Source organism: Bacteroides luti, from assembly GCF_900128905.1.
Lineage (GTDB): Bacteria > Bacteroidota > Bacteroidia > Bacteroidales > Bacteroidaceae > Bacteroides > Bacteroides luti.
Map to the genome: position 1 here is coordinate 21,425 of NZ_FQTV01000017.1, position 18,640 is coordinate 40,064.

15 protein-coding genes are annotated in these 18,640 nt (G+C 36.9%); 6 read left to right on the forward strand and 9 right to left on the reverse strand.

Annotation, left to right across the window (positions count from 1 at the left end):
- Window positions 1–132 precede the first annotated feature (132 nt).
- The 6 genes from BUC21_RS13755 to BUC21_RS13780 all read left to right on the forward strand — a co-directional run bounded on the left by BUC21_RS13755 (window position 133) and on the right by BUC21_RS13780 (window position 9,189).
- Complete coding sequence (locus tag BUC21_RS13755) at window positions 133–1,962, forward strand: ABC transporter ATP-binding protein (RefSeq protein ID WP_073403414.1); 1,830 nt, start codon at window positions 133–135, stop codon at window positions 1,960–1,962.
- A gap of 269 nt (window positions 1,963–2,231) precedes the next feature.
- Entirely contained in the window at window positions 2,232–2,594 is a 363-nt protein-coding gene (locus BUC21_RS13760; protein WP_073403416.1) for a BlaI/MecI/CopY family transcriptional regulator, read from the forward strand.
- 20 nt (window positions 2,595–2,614) lie between these two features.
- The gene (locus BUC21_RS13765; RefSeq protein ID WP_073403418.1) at window positions 2,615–4,228 is read left to right on the forward strand and encodes a M56 family metallopeptidase; all 1,614 of its coding nucleotides are present in this window, start codon (window positions 2,615–2,617) and stop codon (window positions 4,226–4,228) included.
- Between the two features lie 135 nt (window positions 4,229–4,363).
- Entirely contained in the window at window positions 4,364–5,281 is a 918-nt protein-coding gene (locus BUC21_RS13770; RefSeq protein ID WP_073403420.1) for an energy transducer TonB, read from the forward strand.
- Window positions 5,282–5,293: 12 nt separating this feature from the next.
- The gene (locus tag BUC21_RS13775; RefSeq protein ID WP_073403422.1) at window positions 5,294–6,484 is read left to right on the forward strand and encodes a tetratricopeptide repeat protein; all 1,191 of its coding nucleotides are present in this window, start codon (window positions 5,294–5,296) and stop codon (window positions 6,482–6,484) included.
- 236 nt (window positions 6,485–6,720) lie between these two features.
- Window positions 6,721–9,189 (forward strand): TonB-dependent receptor, encoded by a 2,469-nt coding sequence (locus tag BUC21_RS13780; RefSeq protein WP_073403424.1) that lies wholly within the window; start codon window positions 6,721–6,723, stop codon window positions 9,187–9,189.
- 654 nt (window positions 9,190–9,843) lie between these two features.
- Here the strand turns inward: BUC21_RS13780 and BUC21_RS13790 are convergent.
- From BUC21_RS13790 to porV, 9 genes are all read right to left on the reverse strand, one after another.
- Window positions 9,844–10,950: an Mrp/NBP35 family ATP-binding protein gene (locus tag BUC21_RS13790; protein WP_073403538.1), complete on the reverse strand. Its 1,107-nt coding sequence runs from the start codon at window positions 10,948–10,950 to the stop codon at window positions 9,844–9,846.
- A gap of 4 nt (window positions 10,951–10,954) precedes the next feature.
- Window positions 10,955–11,743 carry a tRNA (guanosine(46)-N7)-methyltransferase TrmB gene (gene trmB, locus BUC21_RS13795; protein ID WP_073403428.1) on the reverse strand — a complete coding sequence of 263 codons (789 nt, stop codon included), beginning with the start codon at window positions 11,741–11,743 and terminating at the stop codon, window positions 10,955–10,957.
- Between the two features lie 9 nt (window positions 11,744–11,752).
- Entirely contained in the window at window positions 11,753–12,562 is an 810-nt protein-coding gene (locus tag BUC21_RS13800) for an MBL fold metallo-hydrolase (RefSeq protein WP_073403431.1), read from the reverse strand.
- A 165-nt stretch (window positions 12,563–12,727) separates the two neighbouring features.
- Window positions 12,728–13,747, reverse strand: coding sequence for a branched-chain amino acid aminotransferase (locus BUC21_RS13805; protein ID WP_073403433.1), 1,020 nt, complete (start codon window positions 13,745–13,747; stop codon window positions 12,728–12,730).
- Between the two features lie 123 nt (window positions 13,748–13,870).
- On the reverse strand, window positions 13,871–14,071 hold the full coding sequence (gene xseB / locus BUC21_RS13810) for an exodeoxyribonuclease VII small subunit (protein ID WP_073403434.1): 201 nt from the start codon (window positions 14,069–14,071) through the stop codon (window positions 13,871–13,873).
- 17 nt (window positions 14,072–14,088) lie between these two features.
- Window positions 14,089–15,324, reverse strand: coding sequence for an exodeoxyribonuclease VII large subunit (gene xseA / locus BUC21_RS13815; protein ID WP_073403436.1), 1,236 nt, complete (start codon window positions 15,322–15,324; stop codon window positions 14,089–14,091).
- Between the two features lie 11 nt (window positions 15,325–15,335).
- The gene (locus tag BUC21_RS13820; RefSeq protein WP_073403438.1) at window positions 15,336–16,706 is read right to left on the reverse strand and encodes a S8 family peptidase; all 1,371 of its coding nucleotides are present in this window, start codon (window positions 16,704–16,706) and stop codon (window positions 15,336–15,338) included.
- 241 nt (window positions 16,707–16,947) lie between these two features.
- Window positions 16,948–17,427, reverse strand: a complete 480-nt coding sequence (ispF, locus tag BUC21_RS13825) for a 2-C-methyl-D-erythritol 2,4-cyclodiphosphate synthase (protein WP_073403440.1) — start codon at window positions 17,425–17,427, stop codon at window positions 16,948–16,950.
- Window positions 17,424–18,602, reverse strand: a complete 1,179-nt coding sequence (gene porV / locus BUC21_RS13830; protein WP_073403442.1) for a type IX secretion system outer membrane channel protein PorV — start codon at window positions 18,600–18,602, stop codon at window positions 17,424–17,426. Before porV ends, ispF begins: the two co-directional genes overlap by 4 nt.
- Window positions 18,603–18,640 lie beyond the last annotated feature (38 nt).

Genomic DNA, 18,640 nt, shown 5'->3' on the forward strand with positions numbered 1-18,640 from the left:
TGTGCAGATACAGTAAAACAAATTATTATAGTACAGACGGGAGTAAGCGTTATTACTCCCGTTTTTTTATGTAACAGACTGCTGTATCAGATTTTATATATATCTTTGTCGCAAACTTTATAATAAAAAACAATGAAAGAATTTTTCCAGATTTTAAGAAGGTTTGTACCTCCTTACAAAAAGTTTTTAATACTTAATATCCTATCAAATGTCCTTTCGGCGATACTTAATATCTTTTCTTTTTCTCTCATAATTCCGATTCTGCAAATCCTGTTCAAACTCAGTGATCAGGTTTATAAGTTTATTCCGTGGGATGCTGACATGAGCATGAAAAAGATTGCTTTAAATAACTTCTACTATTATGTAACCGAGTTAATTAAAACATACGGACCCAGCAAGACTTTGCTTATTCTGGGACTCTTTCTGTCTATTATGACATTCATGAAGACAGGTACCTATATACTAACCTTTGCAACTATTATCCCTATCAGAACCGGAGTTGTAAGAGATATACGTGGCCAGTTTTACAAAAAGCTGCTTAATCTGCCTCTCAGTTTCTATTCAGAAGAGCGCAAAGGAGATATCATGGCAAGAATGAGCGGCGACGTTCAGGAAATTGAAACTTCCATAATGAGTAGCCTTGATATGATATTTAAGAATCCTATTCTTATTATTATGTATTTCGGAACATTACTTGCTATTAGCTGGGAACTCACCCTGTTTACAATAGCCGTACTTCCAGGAATGGGTTGGTTAATGGGAACTATAGGAAAGAAACTTAAAAGAAAATCACTTATAGCACAGAGCCAATGGAGTGATATGATGTCTCAGATGGAAGAAACATTAGGTGGACTTCGTATTATTAAAGCATTCAATGCGGAACATAAAATGGATGATCGCTTTAATCGCTGTAATAACGAATATCGTCATACAATAAGCAAAGTAAATACTCGTCAACAGATGTCGGGCCCAATGAGCGAATTCCTGGGTACAGTGCTTATTGTAATTGTTTTATGGTTTGGAGGAACATTGATTTTAAGAAACTCTTCGACTATTGATGCACCATCTTTTATTTTCTATCTGGTAATTCTTTACAGCCTTATTAACCCACTAAAAGATTTTTCGAAAGCAGCCTATTCCGTACCTAAGGGACTTGCTTCCATGCAACGTGTAGACAAGATTCTGCAGGCGGAAAATTCAATGGAAATTTCAGAGAATCCAACTCCTATCAAAGATCTAAAAGATAAGATTGTATACAAAGATGTATCATTCAAATATGAATCAGAATATGTATTAAAGCATATTAATCTTGTTATTCCTAAAGGTAAAACAATAGCTCTTGTAGGACAATCTGGTTCTGGAAAATCGACTCTTGTTGATCTTCTTCCTCGCTTCTATGATGTTACTGAAGGAGAAATTCTTATTGATGGTGTGAATGTAAAAGATACCACACTGTATGACTTAAGAAGCATTATGGGAAATGTAAATCAGGAAGCAATTTTGTTTAATGACACATTCTATCATAATATTGCTTTCGGAGTTGAAAATGCAACAATGGAGCAGGTTATTGAAGCTGCTAAGATTGCAAATGCACACGAGTTTATTATGGCAAGTGAAAAAGGCTATGAAACAAATATTGGCGACCGCGGAGGTAAACTATCTGGTGGACAACGTCAGCGAATCAGTATAGCACGCGCCATACTTAAAAACCCTCCGATCCTGATTCTGGACGAAGCTACTTCTGCTCTTGATACAGAATCTGAACGTATGGTACAAGAAGCACTTGATAATTTGATGAAGAATCGCACAACGATTGCCATCGCTCACCGTTTATCTACTATTAAGAATGCTGACGAAATCTGTGTTCTTCATGAAGGTGAAATTGTAGAACGTGGAAAGCATGATGAGTTAATCGAGCTAGATGGTTATTACAGACGTTTGTGTGATATGCAAGGATTCTGATTTAGACTATAATAGAATAATTCTTTATATATGGGCTGTTCATTGAACAGTCCTATTTTTTTTGTTTTTTCCTTCCATTTTCTACTTGGAACCATTTACAGGACTAGAATCTCAGAGACTTTACCTTAATATCAGAAGAGTAACTTATTTATTAGTCTTCTTTAATAAAATCAAAATAATTCATCAATTAACATAATTTACACAAGCAATGTATTGCTAATTACGAAATATTCGTAGATTTGCGATACAATCGTAATAAACTTATAATCATGGAAAAGCTAACAAATCAGGAAGAAGAAGTAATGATCTACATTTGGGAGATAGGCCCATGCTATGTAAAAGACATTGTTACAAAGTTTCCCGAGCCATATCCTCCTTATACAACTATTGCTTCAATAGTGAAGAATCTTGAGAGGAAAGAATATCTATCCTCAAAAAGATATGGGAACACTTATGAATACACTCCTCTTATTAAAGAAACTGAATACAAAAAAACATTTATGAGTGGAGTTGTTCGTAATTACTTCGAAAACTCATACAAGGAAATGGTTTCTTTCTTTGCACGCGAACATAAAATTTCGGCAGATGAATTGAAAGAGATCATTAATCAGATAGAGAAAGGAAAAGAATAACCACATTAATAAATTGTACTATGGCAACCGAGCTCATCTATTTTTTAAAGATAAATATTGGTATAGCTTTGTTTTATGCCTTTTATCGTTTATTCTTTTATCGCGACACCTTTTTCCAGTGGCGAAGATATGCACTGCTTTCATTTCTAGTTATTTCTCTCTTCTACCCTCTAATGAATATTCAGGATTGGGTAAAAGAGCAAGAACCTATAAACCAGATCGCGACTATTTACGCACAAACTATTTTACCCGATATCGTGATTAAGCCTGACAACAGCGACAAGTGGACTGAAATAATCACTAATATAGTACCATACGTTTACTATTCAGGAGTGATATTATTATTTATGCGTTTTATAGTCCAGTTATTCAGCATTTGTATTCTGGCTTTACGCAGTAAGAGAGCAAAGATCAACGGAATAACAGTGAGAATACCTGTAAAAGCCTCAGCTCCTTTTTCATTTTTCCGCTGGATATTTATATCACCGGAATTACATACGGAGAAAGAAGCTAAAGAGATTCTGGTACACGAAGAAACGCATGTAGAACAAATGCATTCCATCGATGTAATTCTCAGTGAAATTATAACCATCTTATGCTGGATAAACCCATTTGTATGGTTACTAAAAAGAGAGATTCGTAACAATCTTGAGTACATGGCGGATGATAATGTAATTCTATCCGGACACGATACAAAAAGTTATCAATACCATTTATTAGGATTGGCAAACCAAAAGGCTGCAGCAAATTTATATAATAGTTTTAATGTATTACCTCTTAAAAACAGAATTACCATGATGAACAAAAAAAGAACAAAGAATATCGGTAAAACAAAGTATGCGATATTCATTCCTCTAGCAGTCTTACTAATGTTGGTTAGCAACATTGAAGCTGTTGCGAGAGTAACAAGTAAATTAACAAAAGATCTTGATGTTTCATTGACTAAAAATGAATCAGCTCCTGAGACCGCATCTTACGCACTAGCCCCAATTACGCAGGAAACTGACTCTGCAAAGCCTAAAAAAAGCAATATTTACACCGCTGTAGAAGAAATGCCTAGATATCCTGGAGGCGAACAAGCTTTATTAAAATATATTGTAACTAATCTAAAATATCCTGTTGAAGCACAAAAAGCAAAAGAAGAGGGAAAAGTATATATACGTTTTACCGTAAACGAAAATGGCTATGTTAAAGACCCAACTGTGCTGAGAAGTGTATCACCTTTATTAGATAATGAAGCCAAAAGAATAATCAGTACTATGCCAAAGTGGATTCCGGGAAAACAAAAAGGGAAAAATGTTAGCGTATATTATGTCATACCTATTCTATTCAAGTTAGACGGTTCTCCTGCCAATTTAAAGAGAAACACTTCTGAAAAGAATCAAGTTACGGTAATTGGCTATGGAGCTAAGTCTGATTCTAACATCAAGACTTCACAAACAACGATAAACGAAATAAATAGTGCCAATCCTCCACTTTACATTTTGGATGGTAAGGAAATATCTGGTGCAGAAATGAAGAAGTTAGACCCTAACAGCATTCAATCGATTAATGTTTTAAAAAATAAGGCTGCTACTGATATATACGGAGATAAAGGCGTAAATGGCGTTATTTTGATTACTCTAAAAGATTAGTAAACAATAAAAAATGAACGGTTGATATTCTTTATTACAGCATACATCATTTATTAGGATTGGCAAATCAAAAGGCTGCAAAAAATTTATATAACATTTTTAATGTATTACCTCTAAAAAAACAGAATAACCTTGATGAACAAAAAAAGAACAAGAAACATCGGTAAAACAAAATATGCAATATTTATTCATCTTGCAGCCTTGCTAATGCTGGTAAGCAACTTTGAAGCCGTTGCCAAAGTAACAAGTAAATCAACAAAAGGAGTTAATGTATCATTGACTAGAAATGAATTAACTCCTGAGGTTGCAATTTATACACCAGCCCCAATAACACATGAAACCGACTCTGCAAATCCTAAAAAAAGCAATGTTTTCACTGCAGTAGAAGAAATGCCTAAATATCCCGGTGGCGATCAAGAATTATTAAAATATCTTGCTGCTAATTTAAAGTATCCTATTGAAGCACAACAAAATAAAATAGAAGGGAAAGTCTATATTCGCTTTATCGTAACAGAAGATGGAGATATTGATAAAGCCACAGTCATGAAATCATTAAATAAAGAGTGTGACGAAGAAGCTCTTCGGGTTATTAAAGGTATGCCAAAATGGGAACCAGGAAAACAAAACGGAGTAAACGCATCGGTTTATTACGTTATTCCATTTCACTTCTCACTTAATAAGAACAAAACTATAACAACAGAAAACACTTTAGCAAAAAATGGTGCACCTGAAGAACCTTATCCTTATACAACCGTACAAGAAAAGCCTCGTTTTCCCGGAGGAGAATATGCTTTGATGCAGCTTATTTTTAAAAATCTAAAATATCCAATTATATCCAGGGAAAATGGAGTAAAAGGAAAAGTTTATGTTCGTTTTACTATCACAGAAGATGGAACTGTAAAGAATCCTAAAATTATACGTCCTCTTGATGATTTTTGCAACCAAGAAGTTATCCGAATAATAAGAATTATACCCAAATGGATTCCAGGCAAGCAAAATGGCGTTAATGTTCCAGTCTACATTGATCTTCCAATAACATTCGAGATAAATTAAAGAATAAACAATATGAAAAATCAAAGGTTGATATTCTTTCTTATAGCATACAGCATTTATATATTCAATGCTAGCGCACAAAAGGTTTCAATACAGCAAGCTATACAACAATCTAATTATCCGTTGGCTATACAACTGATTGATAAAGAAAAGCCAACCTTTGATTTAGAGATGCAAAAAGTTACGTGCCTGAAAATGATGAATAACTTTTCGAGCGCAATACCTTTGCTTGAAAGTATATCTTCCAGATATTCTCCCAATGTATATTGCTTAAGAGAACTGGCCGATTGTTATCAACAGATTGAAGATTATAAAAAATCAGAAAATTGTCTTCAAAGCGCATTAAGTCTATCTCCTGATAATTCTGTATTACTACGTTTATTGGGAGAAAATTACGATCAGGAAGGGAAAAAAGATTCTGCCATTGTTTATTATAAAAAGACGATTGAAAAGAATCCGGCAGATTTTGTGACCGCTCAAAAGCTGGCAAAACTATATCTGAAAAAAGATCAGTTGGAAGATGTTATCAGTTTAACGAATCAATATCTTAAACAAGATTCACTCAATGTTCAAATGAATAAGCTTAGTGGGGCTGCTTATTGTCTTTCGCACAGATATTCAAAAGCCATTGAGCAATTACAGAAAATCGAAGCAGCAGACAGCACTTACGACACAAATTATTTCCTGGGAATGAGTCATTATGGAAATAATAATTATTTCAATGCCATTAAATACCTCAAGAAGGTATATCAAAAAGATAGTACCAGCCTCAGCAACATTTACTATCTGGGGAATGCTTATGGGGAATGTTTCAATTCTCCTAAAGCAATAGAGTACTTAAACAAAGGTATTTGCATTGCCCAGAAGGTAGACTCCGTACTTTATAACTTTTATATGACTCTTTCAACAGCCTATCATACTGAGAAAAAATATAAAGAAGAGATAACTGCTTTATCAGAGGCTTACAAGCGCATGCCCACTCATTCACTTTTACTCTACAAGATTGGCTCAATATATGATATTGCACTGAAAGACGAGCAGAACACGAAATATTATCTGGAATTATTTATCAGTAAGATTCAGCAAGGAGTAAAAGACAAATACGAGAAAACAGGGAAAGACGTTGATCAGATGTATCTCTTATCTGCAAAAAGAAGGCTGGATGAACTCAAAGAAAAGAAACTAGCCCAAAAGAATAAATAAAGCTTCAAAGGCAATTCGTATTTAATTCACTGTTGAAATATCACCTACACCCAGGTGGAGATGTTCCTTACATCCGGGTGTACCAACATCTTACACCCGGATGGACAGCCTTGCTACACCTGGATGGAGCCACCATTTACTCAATAAATGTTAACTAAACAAAATAAAATAAATTTATAAATATTAGGCGTGATTTTTATTCACGAATATACGTCTAATGCCAAAAAACACATAATATGAAAAAAAACTTATTAACTCTACTACTACTTTTATTGTGTATCGCAGCAAAGGCACAATCAGAAAAACCTGTATTATTTACAGTAAAAGGAGTATTGCTGGATTCTATTTCAAAAACCGGTGAGCCATACTCTACCATACGGATTTTTAAAAAGACAGCACCAAATAAACCAATAAAAGTCCTCACAACCGACCTTAATGGAAAATTCACACAAAAAATATCCGAAGAAGGTAATCTGGTTATATCATTTACTTCCGTAGGAAAGAGTGTTGTATATAAAGAGTTTTCAGTACAGCCTAATTCAACAACTATAGACCTTGGTGTTATCTACACAAAGGAAAATGCAAAAGAATTAAAAGGTGTTGAAGTCGTTGCGCAAAAGCCCTTAGTAAAAACAGAAATAGATAAACTTGCTTATAACATCGAAGATGACCCGGATTCAAAAACAAGCAGCACATTGGAAATGTTACGAAAAGTACCTTTGGTTACAGTAGATGGCGAAGATAAAATACAGGTTAATGGTAGCAGTAAGTTTAAAGTATATGTAAACGGTAAGCCAAACAATATGATAAGCAATAACCCCACTGAGGTTTTAAAAAGCATGCCGGCAAGCTCTATTAAATCAATAGAAGTTATAACTAATCCAGGAGCTAAATATGATGCCGAAGGAGTAGCAGGAATATTAAATATAGTTACTTTCGGTAAAGGAATGCAAGGATACACCACTACATTCAATGCAGGTGCAAGTACAACCGGGAGAAATGCCGGGATCTATTCTACTGTACAATCGGGTAAATTCACTGTTACAGGAAACTACTATTATAACTATTATAAATCTGCCGGTGATGTGGACACATATAGTAAACGTGAAGATATTACTTCTACAACTAATAAATATCTGACCAATAAATCAGTTTCCGATTATAAAGGGAATTACAACTCCGGAAATATTGAAGCTAGTTATGAAATTGATTCATTACGATTAATCACATTCTCTGGTAGTTTATACGGAGGAAACAGCAAAAATAATTCAACCGGAAATACAGAAATGGAAGATGCTAATCTTAATTCAATGTACAGCTACAACACTATAAATTCGGGTAAAGACAACTATATGAGCATTGATGCCAGTCTTGATTATCAACGAACATTCAAAAAGAAAGACGAACTGCTTATTCTATCATACAAACTTAATGGTTCTCCACAAAAATCTGATGCATATACATATTATAAAGACATTCTAAACTACCCATCTCAGTTATATGATATGCACACAAAAGGAGATCCCAGTACAACAGAACATACTTTCCAATGCGATTACACTTATCCTATTACCAAAGAGCAAACTCTTGAATTGGGAGCCAAATACATAATTCGTAATAGTGATAGTGATAATAAATATTACACTACAAATTCGGGAAGCGAAGACTTTAAAGAAAATAAAGATAAAAGTAGTAAATACAGTCACCTTCAGGATATTTTAGCTGCTTATGCCGGATATAGTTTGAAACATAAGAGTTTTGGATTCAAAACAGGCTTGCGTTATGAATATACTATGATGGACGTTAAATACTATAGCGCTAAAGGAGAAGATTTCAATAAACGCTTCAGCGATTTGGTTCCATCGGCTAATATCTCGTACCAGATTGCTCCTACCCAAACATTAAAGGCTTCTTATAATATGAGAATCAGCCGACCAGGTATTTGGTATCTGAATCCTTTTATTAATGATGCCGATCCTAAAAATATCAGTTATGGTAATTCAAAACTGGATAGTGAAAAAAGCCATTCATTTGGATTGAACTATAGCAGTTTCTCTCAGAAGTTCAATATTAACCTTTCTTTGGGACATACATTTGTTAATAACAGCATAGAATCGTATTCTTTCATTAAGGACGGTATTGTTAATAACACGTTTGATAATATTGGTAAATGGTCATCAACACGTTTATCATCTTATATAAACTGGAATATGACTCCTAAAACCAGAATATTCATGAATGGAAGTACAAGTTATGACGACTTTAAGAGTGATAAAATGGATCAATCTAACAATGGATTCAATTACTACATCGGCGGTGGAATTCAACAAAACTTGCCATACGACCTGAGATTAAGCTTAAATGGAGGAGGCAGCGGATCTTCCATCGGACTTCAAGGAAAGAGATCAGGATATAAATATTATGGAATAAGCCTGAATAAGTTAATGCTTAATAAGAGACTGACAATCTCGGTATATGCTCGTAATTTGTTTAACAAGAACCTTACATTCACTTCTACTACAGAAACTCCAAGTTTCCGCTATTACAGCGAGACTACTTATCCGATGCGCAGTTTTGGAATTAATATCAGCTATAGAATCGGAGAACTTTCTGCAGCTGTGAAGAAAACCGCAAAATCAATTCAGAACGATGATGTTAAGGGTGGAGGTAGCAATACCGGAGGAGGAGCTCCTTCAGGAAACTAAAAACCAGTAATGTAATGAGATTGTCTAAAAAGTCAAAATACCCCCTTGTAGAATTGGATATTTGATTTCAGTCTCCATTAGAGATACGAATAAATGATATGCCCTCAAAAAGTTTTTTGTTTAATTTTTGGGGTGCATATCATACTTTTTGAACACCCTCTTTATATGCGCGGAATTTTTCTTCTTTTTTCTGTATATATACGGGGTGAAATAAAAAAGCCCGCAGCTTATAATCAACTAATTAGCTCAAAAAGTAAAACGGATTGTCAGAAAACTTCCTTTATAGTTTCTCTGAGAAATAGAAAGATCGAGTTAAAAAGTGTTTCATGGCTGATTTTAAATACTATATAGAGGGATAAAAAAGAACTAAATTTCGATCGTATTTATATAACATTACAAATAAAATCAATAAAGCGCTTTCACGGATTGGAAAAAGCTATTTATAAAGTTAATCTATCAGAAGTATCTATTTAATATACAACAATTTATAAGAATAAACTCTTTGTGTAAAATATTAAAACCGTAATCAAGAATAGATTACATAAAAAACCAAGCAATACTATAATAAATCTCTATGTCTTTGTAGCTTTTCATACTTAGAAAAAAGGGCTGTAACGCGATGTTACAGCCCTTTCGTCTATTTATGCAGACAAATTACTTATGCATTTCAACAATCTTGGTCGGAGCTAATTTCTCATTACGTATATTTACCTGACTCACTACATTTTCTGCCAGTGCAAGAAATGCCTGACCAGTAATTGATTCTTCATTCAGTGCAACAGGAACGCCACTATCTCCGCCTTCACAAATGCTTTGGACGATTGGAATCTGTCCAAGAAGAGGAAGATTCATCTCTTCAGATAGTAGTTTGGCACCTTCTTTACCGAAAATATAATATTTATTCTCAGGTAACTCAGCAGGAGTAAACCACGACATGTTTTCTACCAATCCCAGGATAGGAACATTTACCTTATCATTGGTAAACATATCAATACCTTTACGGGCATCAGCCAATGCTACAGCCTGAGGAGTGCTCACTACAATTGCTCCGGTTAAAGCAACAGTTTGAACAATAGTCAAGTGAATATCACTGGTCCCCGGAGGAAGGTCGATAAGGAAATAATCCAGTTCACCCCAGTTAGCATCTGCTATTAATTGCTTCAGCGCATTACTTGCCATACCTCCACGCCACACTGTAGCCTGATCGGGATTAACAAAGAAGCCGATAGATAATAGTTTTACGCCATACTTTTCTACAGGTATAATTAGATCTCTTCCTTCCACTCTCTCAAGGAAAGGACGGGCATCTTCTACCTGAAACATCTTTGGCATTGAAGGACCAAAAATATCGGCATCCAGCAAGCCTACTTTATAACCAAGTTTTGCCAAGGCAACAGCAAGGTTTGCAGATACAGTAGATTTACCTACTCCCCCTTTTCCGGAAGAAATAGCTATCACATTCTTTACATCAGGTAAAAGCTTTGCCACCTCAGGGCGAGGTTTCTGAACTGCTACCACACTAATGTTACCAACAATTTCCACGTCCTTACTCACATAAGTAAGAATTGCAGCCTCAGCAGATTTCACTAACGATTTAATAAACGGATCAGTAGGTTTCTCAAAAATCAAAGAGAAAGAAACCTTCATACCTTCAATGCGGATATCGTCATCCACCATTCCGGAAGAAACAATGTCCTTGCCTGTTCCGGGGTAACGCACATTACTTAGCGCGTCGAGTATAAGTTTAGGATAAAGTGTCATTTTATTATTCATTTTCTAATTGTTCATCTTCAAAAGCTAACGTTGTCTTTTTACCGCTTCGTTTACTACGATTGTAGCTACGATAGGTATCAAGTTCAATTTCTTGTTCAGGTTCTTTTAAAGCACCTTCCTGAGGAAGGGTAAACTTAAGATATTTTATATTCAATCCTCTGTCCAGCCATTGTTGCTCATAATATGTCTGAATTCCTAGAATATCATCTACCAAACCAGAATGGTATAAATCTTCAGTAACAAACAACACCGGGAATTTATTTTCCTGAACCATGTAGTTTGTATAGGTAAACATGAAGTTACTGTCTGTCTTCAGATGGATAATTCCATCAGGAACCAGGAATTTGCGGTAACGGTCCATGAAGTAAGTTGAAGTTAGTCGTTTGGTTGCTTTCTTCATTTGAGGATCAGAGAAAGTAAGCCAGATTTCGCTCACTTCACCTTCCGCAAAGAAGCGATCGATAATTTCAATATTCGTACGCAGGAAAGCTACATTATTAAGTCCTTCTTTCAGAGAATCTGAAGCACCACTCCACATTCGCGAACCTTTAATGTCCACGCCAATAAAGTTTTTATCAGGAAACATGCGCCCAAGTCCAACTGTATATTCTCCTCGTCCACAGCCTAGTTCGAGTACAATAGGATTATCATTCTTAAAAAATTCCTTTCCCCACTTTCCTTGCATTTCAAAAGGAACATTATCAACAACCGAATACGGATATTCGAATACATGCGGATAGCTCCGCATATCAGCAAATTTCTGTAATTTATTTTTTCCCATTCAATCTTTTTATTTTATTTCTTCCACCCATCCGGTATAGTTATAGAACACACGTGTGCTAAATCCCTGATGGAAACGTGCATAGTTATCTATTCCCGTACAATGACAAACGCCCAGACGTTTAGGCAACTTCCTTCCCAGATAAGTACTTATCAGATCAAGCTTATCATCTCCGGCATTACGTACATGGAAACCTCCGATCAGCGCATTCAACGTGTGCTCAGGAAAAGCTTCCAGTGCCGAGCGAATAATATTAGTAATTCCTCTATGTGAGCAAGAGCTAAGTACCGAAATAGTTTTTGAATCCGATAAGATCAATGCCAATTCATCTTCAAAAGTATCGGGTACAATATTACCATCTTTCACAGTAAAGAAGTGCTCAAAATGAGTATCACCCTTTTCAACTATTTTAATCTGGGGAAGAACAGTTACTCCTGGTACTATTTCTGTTAAACTATCTACCAGCCATAACCGGTTTTCATCTACTTGCCCGGCACTTACAAAACCATTTTCGCGAGCATCTTTATATTTTTTCTGCAAAGCTTCCTTCTTGCAAACAACCTTAGCATGCGGATTGAGTTCAAGAAACTGCTTTACTCCACCTGTATGATCGCTATGACCATGAGAGAGAACCAGATAGTCTACTTTCTTTAAATCAATGCCCAGTATCTCTGCATTTCTGATAAACAAATCAGAAGCTCCTGTGTCAAACAGTATCACCTTATCTTCGACAGCAATCAAAAGAGATAGTCCATGCTCTGCCTGCAATCCCCGATCGTAAACAACATTATCAACAAGAGTCGTTATTTTAAAGCTCATAATAACATCCGGATTAAATTAATTCAGGCATTTGCCTTTAAATGAAAAAGGAGTATATTATCTCATAGTAAACTGACTATTTTGATAACACACCCCTTCTGCATTAATTATAACAAATATTTTGCAATATACTTCTGTCTTTCAGAACGTTACTTTTATGGAATATTATTCCACAATAGTAATCCATCCAAATTCATCCGGTTCGTCACCGTACTGAATTGCACGAAGTTTATTATATAATTTTGTACTTATTGGACCTGGTTTGCCATCTTTTGCTATTACATAAGATATTCCTTTTTCAACGTCATCAATACGTTCAATAGGGCTGATAACAGCTGCTGTACCGCAAGCGCCGGCTTCTTCGAAAGTAAGAAGTTCTTCTTCGGCAACCGGACGACGTTCTACCTTCAAACCAAAGCTTTCGGCCAATGCGATAAGGCTTCTGTTGGTTATAGAAGGAAGTACAGAAGTTGACAGCGGAGTAATATATGTATTATCTCTGATTCCGAAGAAATTGGCAGCACCGCATTCGTCGATATATTTCTTTTCTTTAGCATCCAAATAGAACTCAGAAGAGTAACCCATATCGTGAGCTTTCTTATTAGCTCTAAGGCTAGCAGCATAATTACCACCAATCTTAAATGTACCGGTTCCAAGCGGAGCAGCACGGTCGAATTCACGAATAATCACATAAGGATTACATGAGAAACCACCTTTAAAGTAAGGACCTACAGGAGTAACAAAAACAATAAATGTATATTCGCTGGCTGGATGAACACCTACCTGAGCACTTGTACCAAACAGAACCGGACGAATATAAAGTGAAGCACCACTTTCATAAGGAGGAACAAAACGTTCGTTTAGTTTAACGGCCTTCAATATTGCTTCTTTGAATTTATCAACCGGAAGCTTAGCCATCAAAATACCATCACAAGAAGATTGCAGGCGTTTAGCATTCTCTTCAAGACGGAAAATACGAATCTTACCATCTTTTCCTTTAAAAGCTTTCAAGCCTTCAAAAGCTTCCTGCCCGTAGTGTAAACATGTAGCCGCCATGTGAAGATTTATATATTCACTGCTGCTAACCTCAAGTTCTCCCCACTCACCGTTGCGGTAATTATACCGAACGTTGTAATCTGTCTTTATATAGCCAAATGACAGATTAGACCAATCTATTTGTTCCATTATTATATGATGTTTTTGTAAGTTTTCTATTGATTAGCAAAAGTAACTTTTATATTTCAAATTTCCACTTAATAGATTAAGAAAATTATGAAAGAGGAATCTTTTAAATGGGTTTAATATAAATCAGTTACCTTCACCTTCCATGATCTTTTTTATTTCTTCATCGGCTTTGTAAAGTTTTTCCTTACAAAAGCTGACTAATTTCTGAGCTTCTTTAAGCTTCTGGCTCAGCTGGTCGATATCCAGTTCATCTTTCTCCACAGCCGATACTATTTTTTCCAGTTTAGCCATAGCCTCAGCATAAGATTCTTTTTTTTCTGCCATATCCAGTTGTCTATTAATTATTTAACTTCACTTGTTACTTCACCCTTTGCCAGGCGTGTAGTAATTACATCTCCCGCTTTCAGTTGCGCGCTATCTGTCACAGCTTTCCCATCTTTGAGGGTTATACTGAATCCTCTTTTCAATAAGCGCTCAGGAGAAGCGTCGTTTACACGTTGCTCCAGCAACATCAGCCGGTGCTGTTTGTTCGTCAGGCTGCGGGCTATTCCCACATTTATTCGCTGAATCAGTTGTTCTAACAAGTAGCCTTCGCGAATTGTTCGGTTTTTAATAACCAAAGGCAAACGATTCGTAAGTTCTGACAGTCGCGAATGTTCTTTATCCATGCGTACCGATACAGAAGATATCAGTGTTTGAGCCAGTTCCTCCAATGACAGTGCCGCATCGTGCATGTGAGTTATGAGGAATTGAGCTGCAGCTGTCGGCGTTTTTACCCGGGTGTGAGCCACAGAGTCGAGCACTGTATCATCACGTTCGTGCCCTATTCCGGTAATTATCGGTAAGGGGAACTGTGCACAGTTAGCAGCCAGCAGGTAAGTATCAAAGCCGGAAAGATCGGATGTAGCACCTCCTCCACGGATAATTACCACAACATCGAAATCATCCCGATGGTCATTCACTGCATTCAGAGCAGCTATAACCGATTCTTCTACCTGATTGCCCTGCATCAATGCAGGAAAAAGGCGGGGGTAGAACACAAATCCATAGGGATTCTCTTCCAGCTGCCGACAGAAATCTCCGTACCCCGCAGCCGACGAAGAAGATATTACAGCTATTCGCTGAGCCAGCATAGGCATTTCAAGCTCTTTATTGAGAGTAAGAACCCCTTCATCCTCCAACTGTTTCAGAATTTCACGCCGTTTGCGTGCCATATCTCCCAGCGTATAAGTAGGATCTATATCAACAACCGTAAGACTGAAACCGTAAAGTTCATGAAACTCCACAGTGACTTCCACCATCACCTTTATTCCCGAAACGAATGCCTGACCGGTACTTTCCTCGAAATAAGGTTTCAGCATACGGTATACATTAGCCCAGATGGTTCCCCTTGCTTTTGCAATAAGATTGTTACCACGAGCATCCTTCTGAATAAACTCCAAATAACAATGTCCGGTGGCATTTGAACGCACATCGCTTAGTTCTGCCTGAATCCAATAGGTATCAGGGAGTGATTCATTCAATGCCTGCCTTACCAAAGCATTGAGTTCGTAAAGTGATAATGGTTCTTTTTCCATGAATGGAGTTTCTATTTTGTTGCTATTTCCGGATGAACGGTAAGGTAGGCCTTATATATATCGGGCACACCATAACCGTAAATATTATCAGGAAAAGCATAATGATTGCATGATTTGCGTACTAATTCAATAACTTCCTTTGCCGTAAGCTGAGGACAAGCCTGCCACAAACAGGTAACCAGTCCGCAGAAAGTTGGTGTAGAAAAAGATGTTCCGTTTGCATGACCCACTTCTCCGTTTGTATTCAGCAGAATTGTTCTCTCGCCAATAGCAGAAACATCCGGTTTAACACGGTTATCAGTAGTATTACCTACCGAAGAAAACGGTGCCAGATTTAGGGTTGAATCTACCGCTGCAACAGTTATCACATTGAATGCATCGGCCGGAGGAGTGATCTTTTTCCAAGATCCACGACCTTCGTTTCCAGCACTGCACACTAAAACAATACCTTTGTCGGCAGCCATCCCTGCGGAGCGTGAAATCATTGCTTTCTTTCCGTTAAGGTCCTGATAAGTATAATTCTTAGAGGAATCGTCGAAAGTACGATAACCAAGCGATGTATTTACCACATCCACTCCTACACTATCGGCAAATTCAATGGCAGCCGCCCAGTAATCTTGTTCAATTAAGTTTTCAGAGCTGGTATCTTCTGAGCGAAGCAACCAATAAGAAGCCTCGGGAGCTGTACCTACAATGGAATAAGGCTCATTGGATGCCATGCATGAAAGCACCTTCATTCCATGATTGTTCTCTTCATAAATATCTGAATTAGGTTTCACAAAATCTCGTGTTCCTAATAACTTCAACGATTTTAATGCAGTTAGTTTATTTGCATTCTTAAACCCACCATCGATAATGGCCACCGTCATTCCTTGTCCGCGGAAACCCGCCTCGTGCAATTTCTGTCCGTTATGAACTTCAATCTGATGGAAAGCCCTTCCATAGTAGTTATCTGTTTTTTCCAGCTTGTTAGTAACTTCCTCTTTCTGTGCAGCATCGGAAGACTGAGTTTGTTCTTCACCCATCCAAACCAGTTCGGTATTGCCTACGAAAGGAAGCTTTGCAATTTTATTCACCAATAATGAATCTGCACAACTCACCGCAACAGTATTGTTCCATTTGCTTGTTACAAGTACCTTAGCACCAGTGGCACGAATAGCTTTTAAATATTTACCGGGAATAGGAAGATCGGTAGAATCTACGGCCAGTTTTTGTTTGGCACGACGAAGTAAAGCCTTTTCGGATAGGAACTGCTGAGGTTTATCAAGTGAATATTCAGTATTATTTTTATCAGTCAGACTGATTCTAAACTTATACGTAACTTTCGCCTGAGCTACGGCCACCAGTAAAAGGGCGATAGCAATCAAACTTACTTTTTTCATTTTCTAATGTGTTTTATCATTTTACATAGTTATACATGCAAATATATGTATTGATGGCAGGAAATAAAAAGGATTATGGAATTAAATTTAAAATAAGCGGCGAGGAATTAATAAATCCTTGTACAAAAGATTGTTTTCTTTTGTACAGAACAATTAATTCTTTTGTACAAAAGAATGCAATCTTTTGTACAAGGGCATAAAAAAAAGAGCCGAAGCTCTTCTTTTCTATCTATAAGTTTTTCTATTCTTTCGTTATCAGTACCGTGGCATAAGCCGAAATACCTTCTTCCCTACCTGTAAAACCCAGTTTTTCGGTAGTTGTTGCTTTAATGGAAATATCGTCCTCATCTACATTCATTACAGCAGCCATTGCTTTTTTCATGGCCGGAATGTGAGGATTCAGTTTGGGGCGTTCGGCACAAACCGTAGCATCAATATTTCCCAACTCATAACCTTTGGAACGGATTAGTTCCATTGTTCTTGCAAGAAGTATTTTACTATCAATATTCTTATATTCTCCGGCATTATCGGGAAAATGAAATCCTATATCCCGCATATTTGCTGCACCCAATAATGCATCGCACACTGCATGAAGCAATACATCTGCATCAGAATGTCCTAACAATCCTTTCTCATGCTCCAGCTTTATTCCGCCGAGCCATAATTCACGCTCAGAAACAAGTGCATGAACGTCAAATCCAAAACCAACTCTTATTTTCATCTTTTACCAAAAATATCTTTTATACCATCCATATCAAAAGAAAGAGAGAATCGCAATGTCTGATCCAACGGGTTGCTTTGCGCAGTTGATATCAGGTAAGCTGCATCCAATGAAAATACATTCATTTTAAAACCCGCTCCTACTGAGAAATATTTCCTATTTCCTTTGTTCTGATTTTCATAATGATAACCACCTCTCACCGAGAATTGCTGGTGATAGGTGTATTCGGCACCAATAGACCATTGAACTTCCTGCATCTCTTCTTTAAAACCACCCGGTGCATCACTGAAGGATTTAAAGATTCCGGCAATAGGTGACATATCGCGGTAATCCCTCTGCAGTCTGTCCTGATAATCTGTATCAGTCTCACCATCTTTTTGCAAAGGACGGGTAGGAACCAGCAATTTATTGGCATCTGCACTGATGGCAAAGGTATTATACTCGTCAATTGGCATTAACAGAGAGCCTCCCAGACGAAGATTCGTAGGAATAAATTCACTGGTGTTACCACTATCATAGGATATTTTACTACCAATATTGGATATATTCATACCAAAAGCAAGGTTGCACTCACGTTGCCCCATCATCACATAACGATTGTAATACATAGCAACATCTGCAGCAAAGGCAGAACCAGGTGTTACATCTTCATCCTGTCTGTAAGCCAAATCCGAATAAATAAAACGTAAGGCCACAGCTGCCGATAAATTCTCGGAAAGCATACGCGAATATCCCACATCAAAAGACATCTCATACGGGTTGATAGTATACCCTATATCTTGGGCCGAACTTTGTCCCACAGTAACTTCTCCCAGAGAAAAGTATCTTAAAGAAGCACTCAGCGCCTGATAGTCACCAATACGGTAATAACCTGCCACATAAGCCAGATCAATATCATTCACCAACTGACGGAGCCACGGGGTATAGGAAAGAGAAACTCCTGCACGGCTCACGGTAAACGGGTACTTAGCCGGGTTCCAGAATTGTGAGTTCACATCCGGATCAGTGGCTGCACCAACATCACCCATCGCACCACCTCTTGAATCGGGAGCTATGGAAAGCGAAGTAACACCCGTATTTACAGGGTTAAACTGGTTCTTTACATCTTGCGCCTGCAAATTGTTATTAGCAAAGAGGATAAGGATTAAAAGGATATATACTTTTAGTTCTTTCATACTTTCTTTTTAAACATCTGTTTATATAAAACTTTTTA

What these genes read in the sequence shown, in the direction of transcription:
- BUC21_RS13780 (WP_073403424.1), top strand. Translation starts at nt 6,721, where the DNA reads ATGAAAAAAAACTTATTAACTCTACTACTACTTTTATTGTGTATCGCA.
- BUC21_RS13770 (WP_073403420.1), top strand. Translation starts at nt 4,364, where the DNA reads ATGAACAAAAAAAGAACAAGAAACATCGGTAAAACAAAATATGCAATA.
- BUC21_RS13765 (WP_073403418.1), top strand. Translation starts at nt 2,615, where the DNA reads ATGGCAACCGAGCTCATCTATTTTTTAAAGATAAATATTGGTATAGCT.
- xseB (WP_073403434.1), bottom strand. Translation starts at nt 14,071, where the DNA reads ATGGCAGAAAAAAAAGAATCTTATGCTGAGGCTATGGCTAAACTGGAA.
- BUC21_RS13800 (WP_073403431.1), bottom strand. Translation starts at nt 12,562, where the DNA reads ATGAGCTTTAAAATAACGACTCTTGTTGATAATGTTGTTTACGATCGG.
- ispF (WP_073403440.1), bottom strand. Translation starts at nt 17,427, where the DNA reads ATGAAAATAAGAGTTGGTTTTGGATTTGACGTTCATGCACTTGTTTCT.
- BUC21_RS13820 (WP_073403438.1), bottom strand. Translation starts at nt 16,706, where the DNA reads ATGAAAAAAGTAAGTTTGATTGCTATCGCCCTTTTACTGGTGGCCGTA.
- BUC21_RS13805 (WP_073403433.1), bottom strand. Translation starts at nt 13,747, where the DNA reads ATGGAACAAATAGATTGGTCTAATCTGTCATTTGGCTATATAAAGACA.
- trmB (WP_073403428.1), bottom strand. Translation starts at nt 11,743, where the DNA reads ATGGGAAAAAATAAATTACAGAAATTTGCTGATATGCGGAGCTATCCG.
- BUC21_RS13790 (WP_073403538.1), bottom strand. Translation starts at nt 10,950, where the DNA reads ATGACACTTTATCCTAAACTTATACTCGACGCGCTAAGTAATGTGCGT.
- xseA (WP_073403436.1), bottom strand. Translation starts at nt 15,324, where the DNA reads ATGGAAAAAGAACCATTATCACTTTACGAACTCAATGCTTTGGTAAGG.
- BUC21_RS13760 (WP_073403416.1), top strand. Translation starts at nt 2,232, where the DNA reads ATGGAAAAGCTAACAAATCAGGAAGAAGAAGTAATGATCTACATTTGG.
- BUC21_RS13755 (WP_073403414.1), top strand. Translation starts at nt 133, where the DNA reads ATGAAAGAATTTTTCCAGATTTTAAGAAGGTTTGTACCTCCTTACAAA.
- BUC21_RS13775 (WP_073403422.1), top strand. Translation starts at nt 5,294, where the DNA reads ATGAAAAATCAAAGGTTGATATTCTTTCTTATAGCATACAGCATTTAT.
- porV (WP_073403442.1), bottom strand. Translation starts at nt 18,602, where the DNA reads ATGAAAGAACTAAAAGTATATATCCTTTTAATCCTTATCCTCTTTGCT.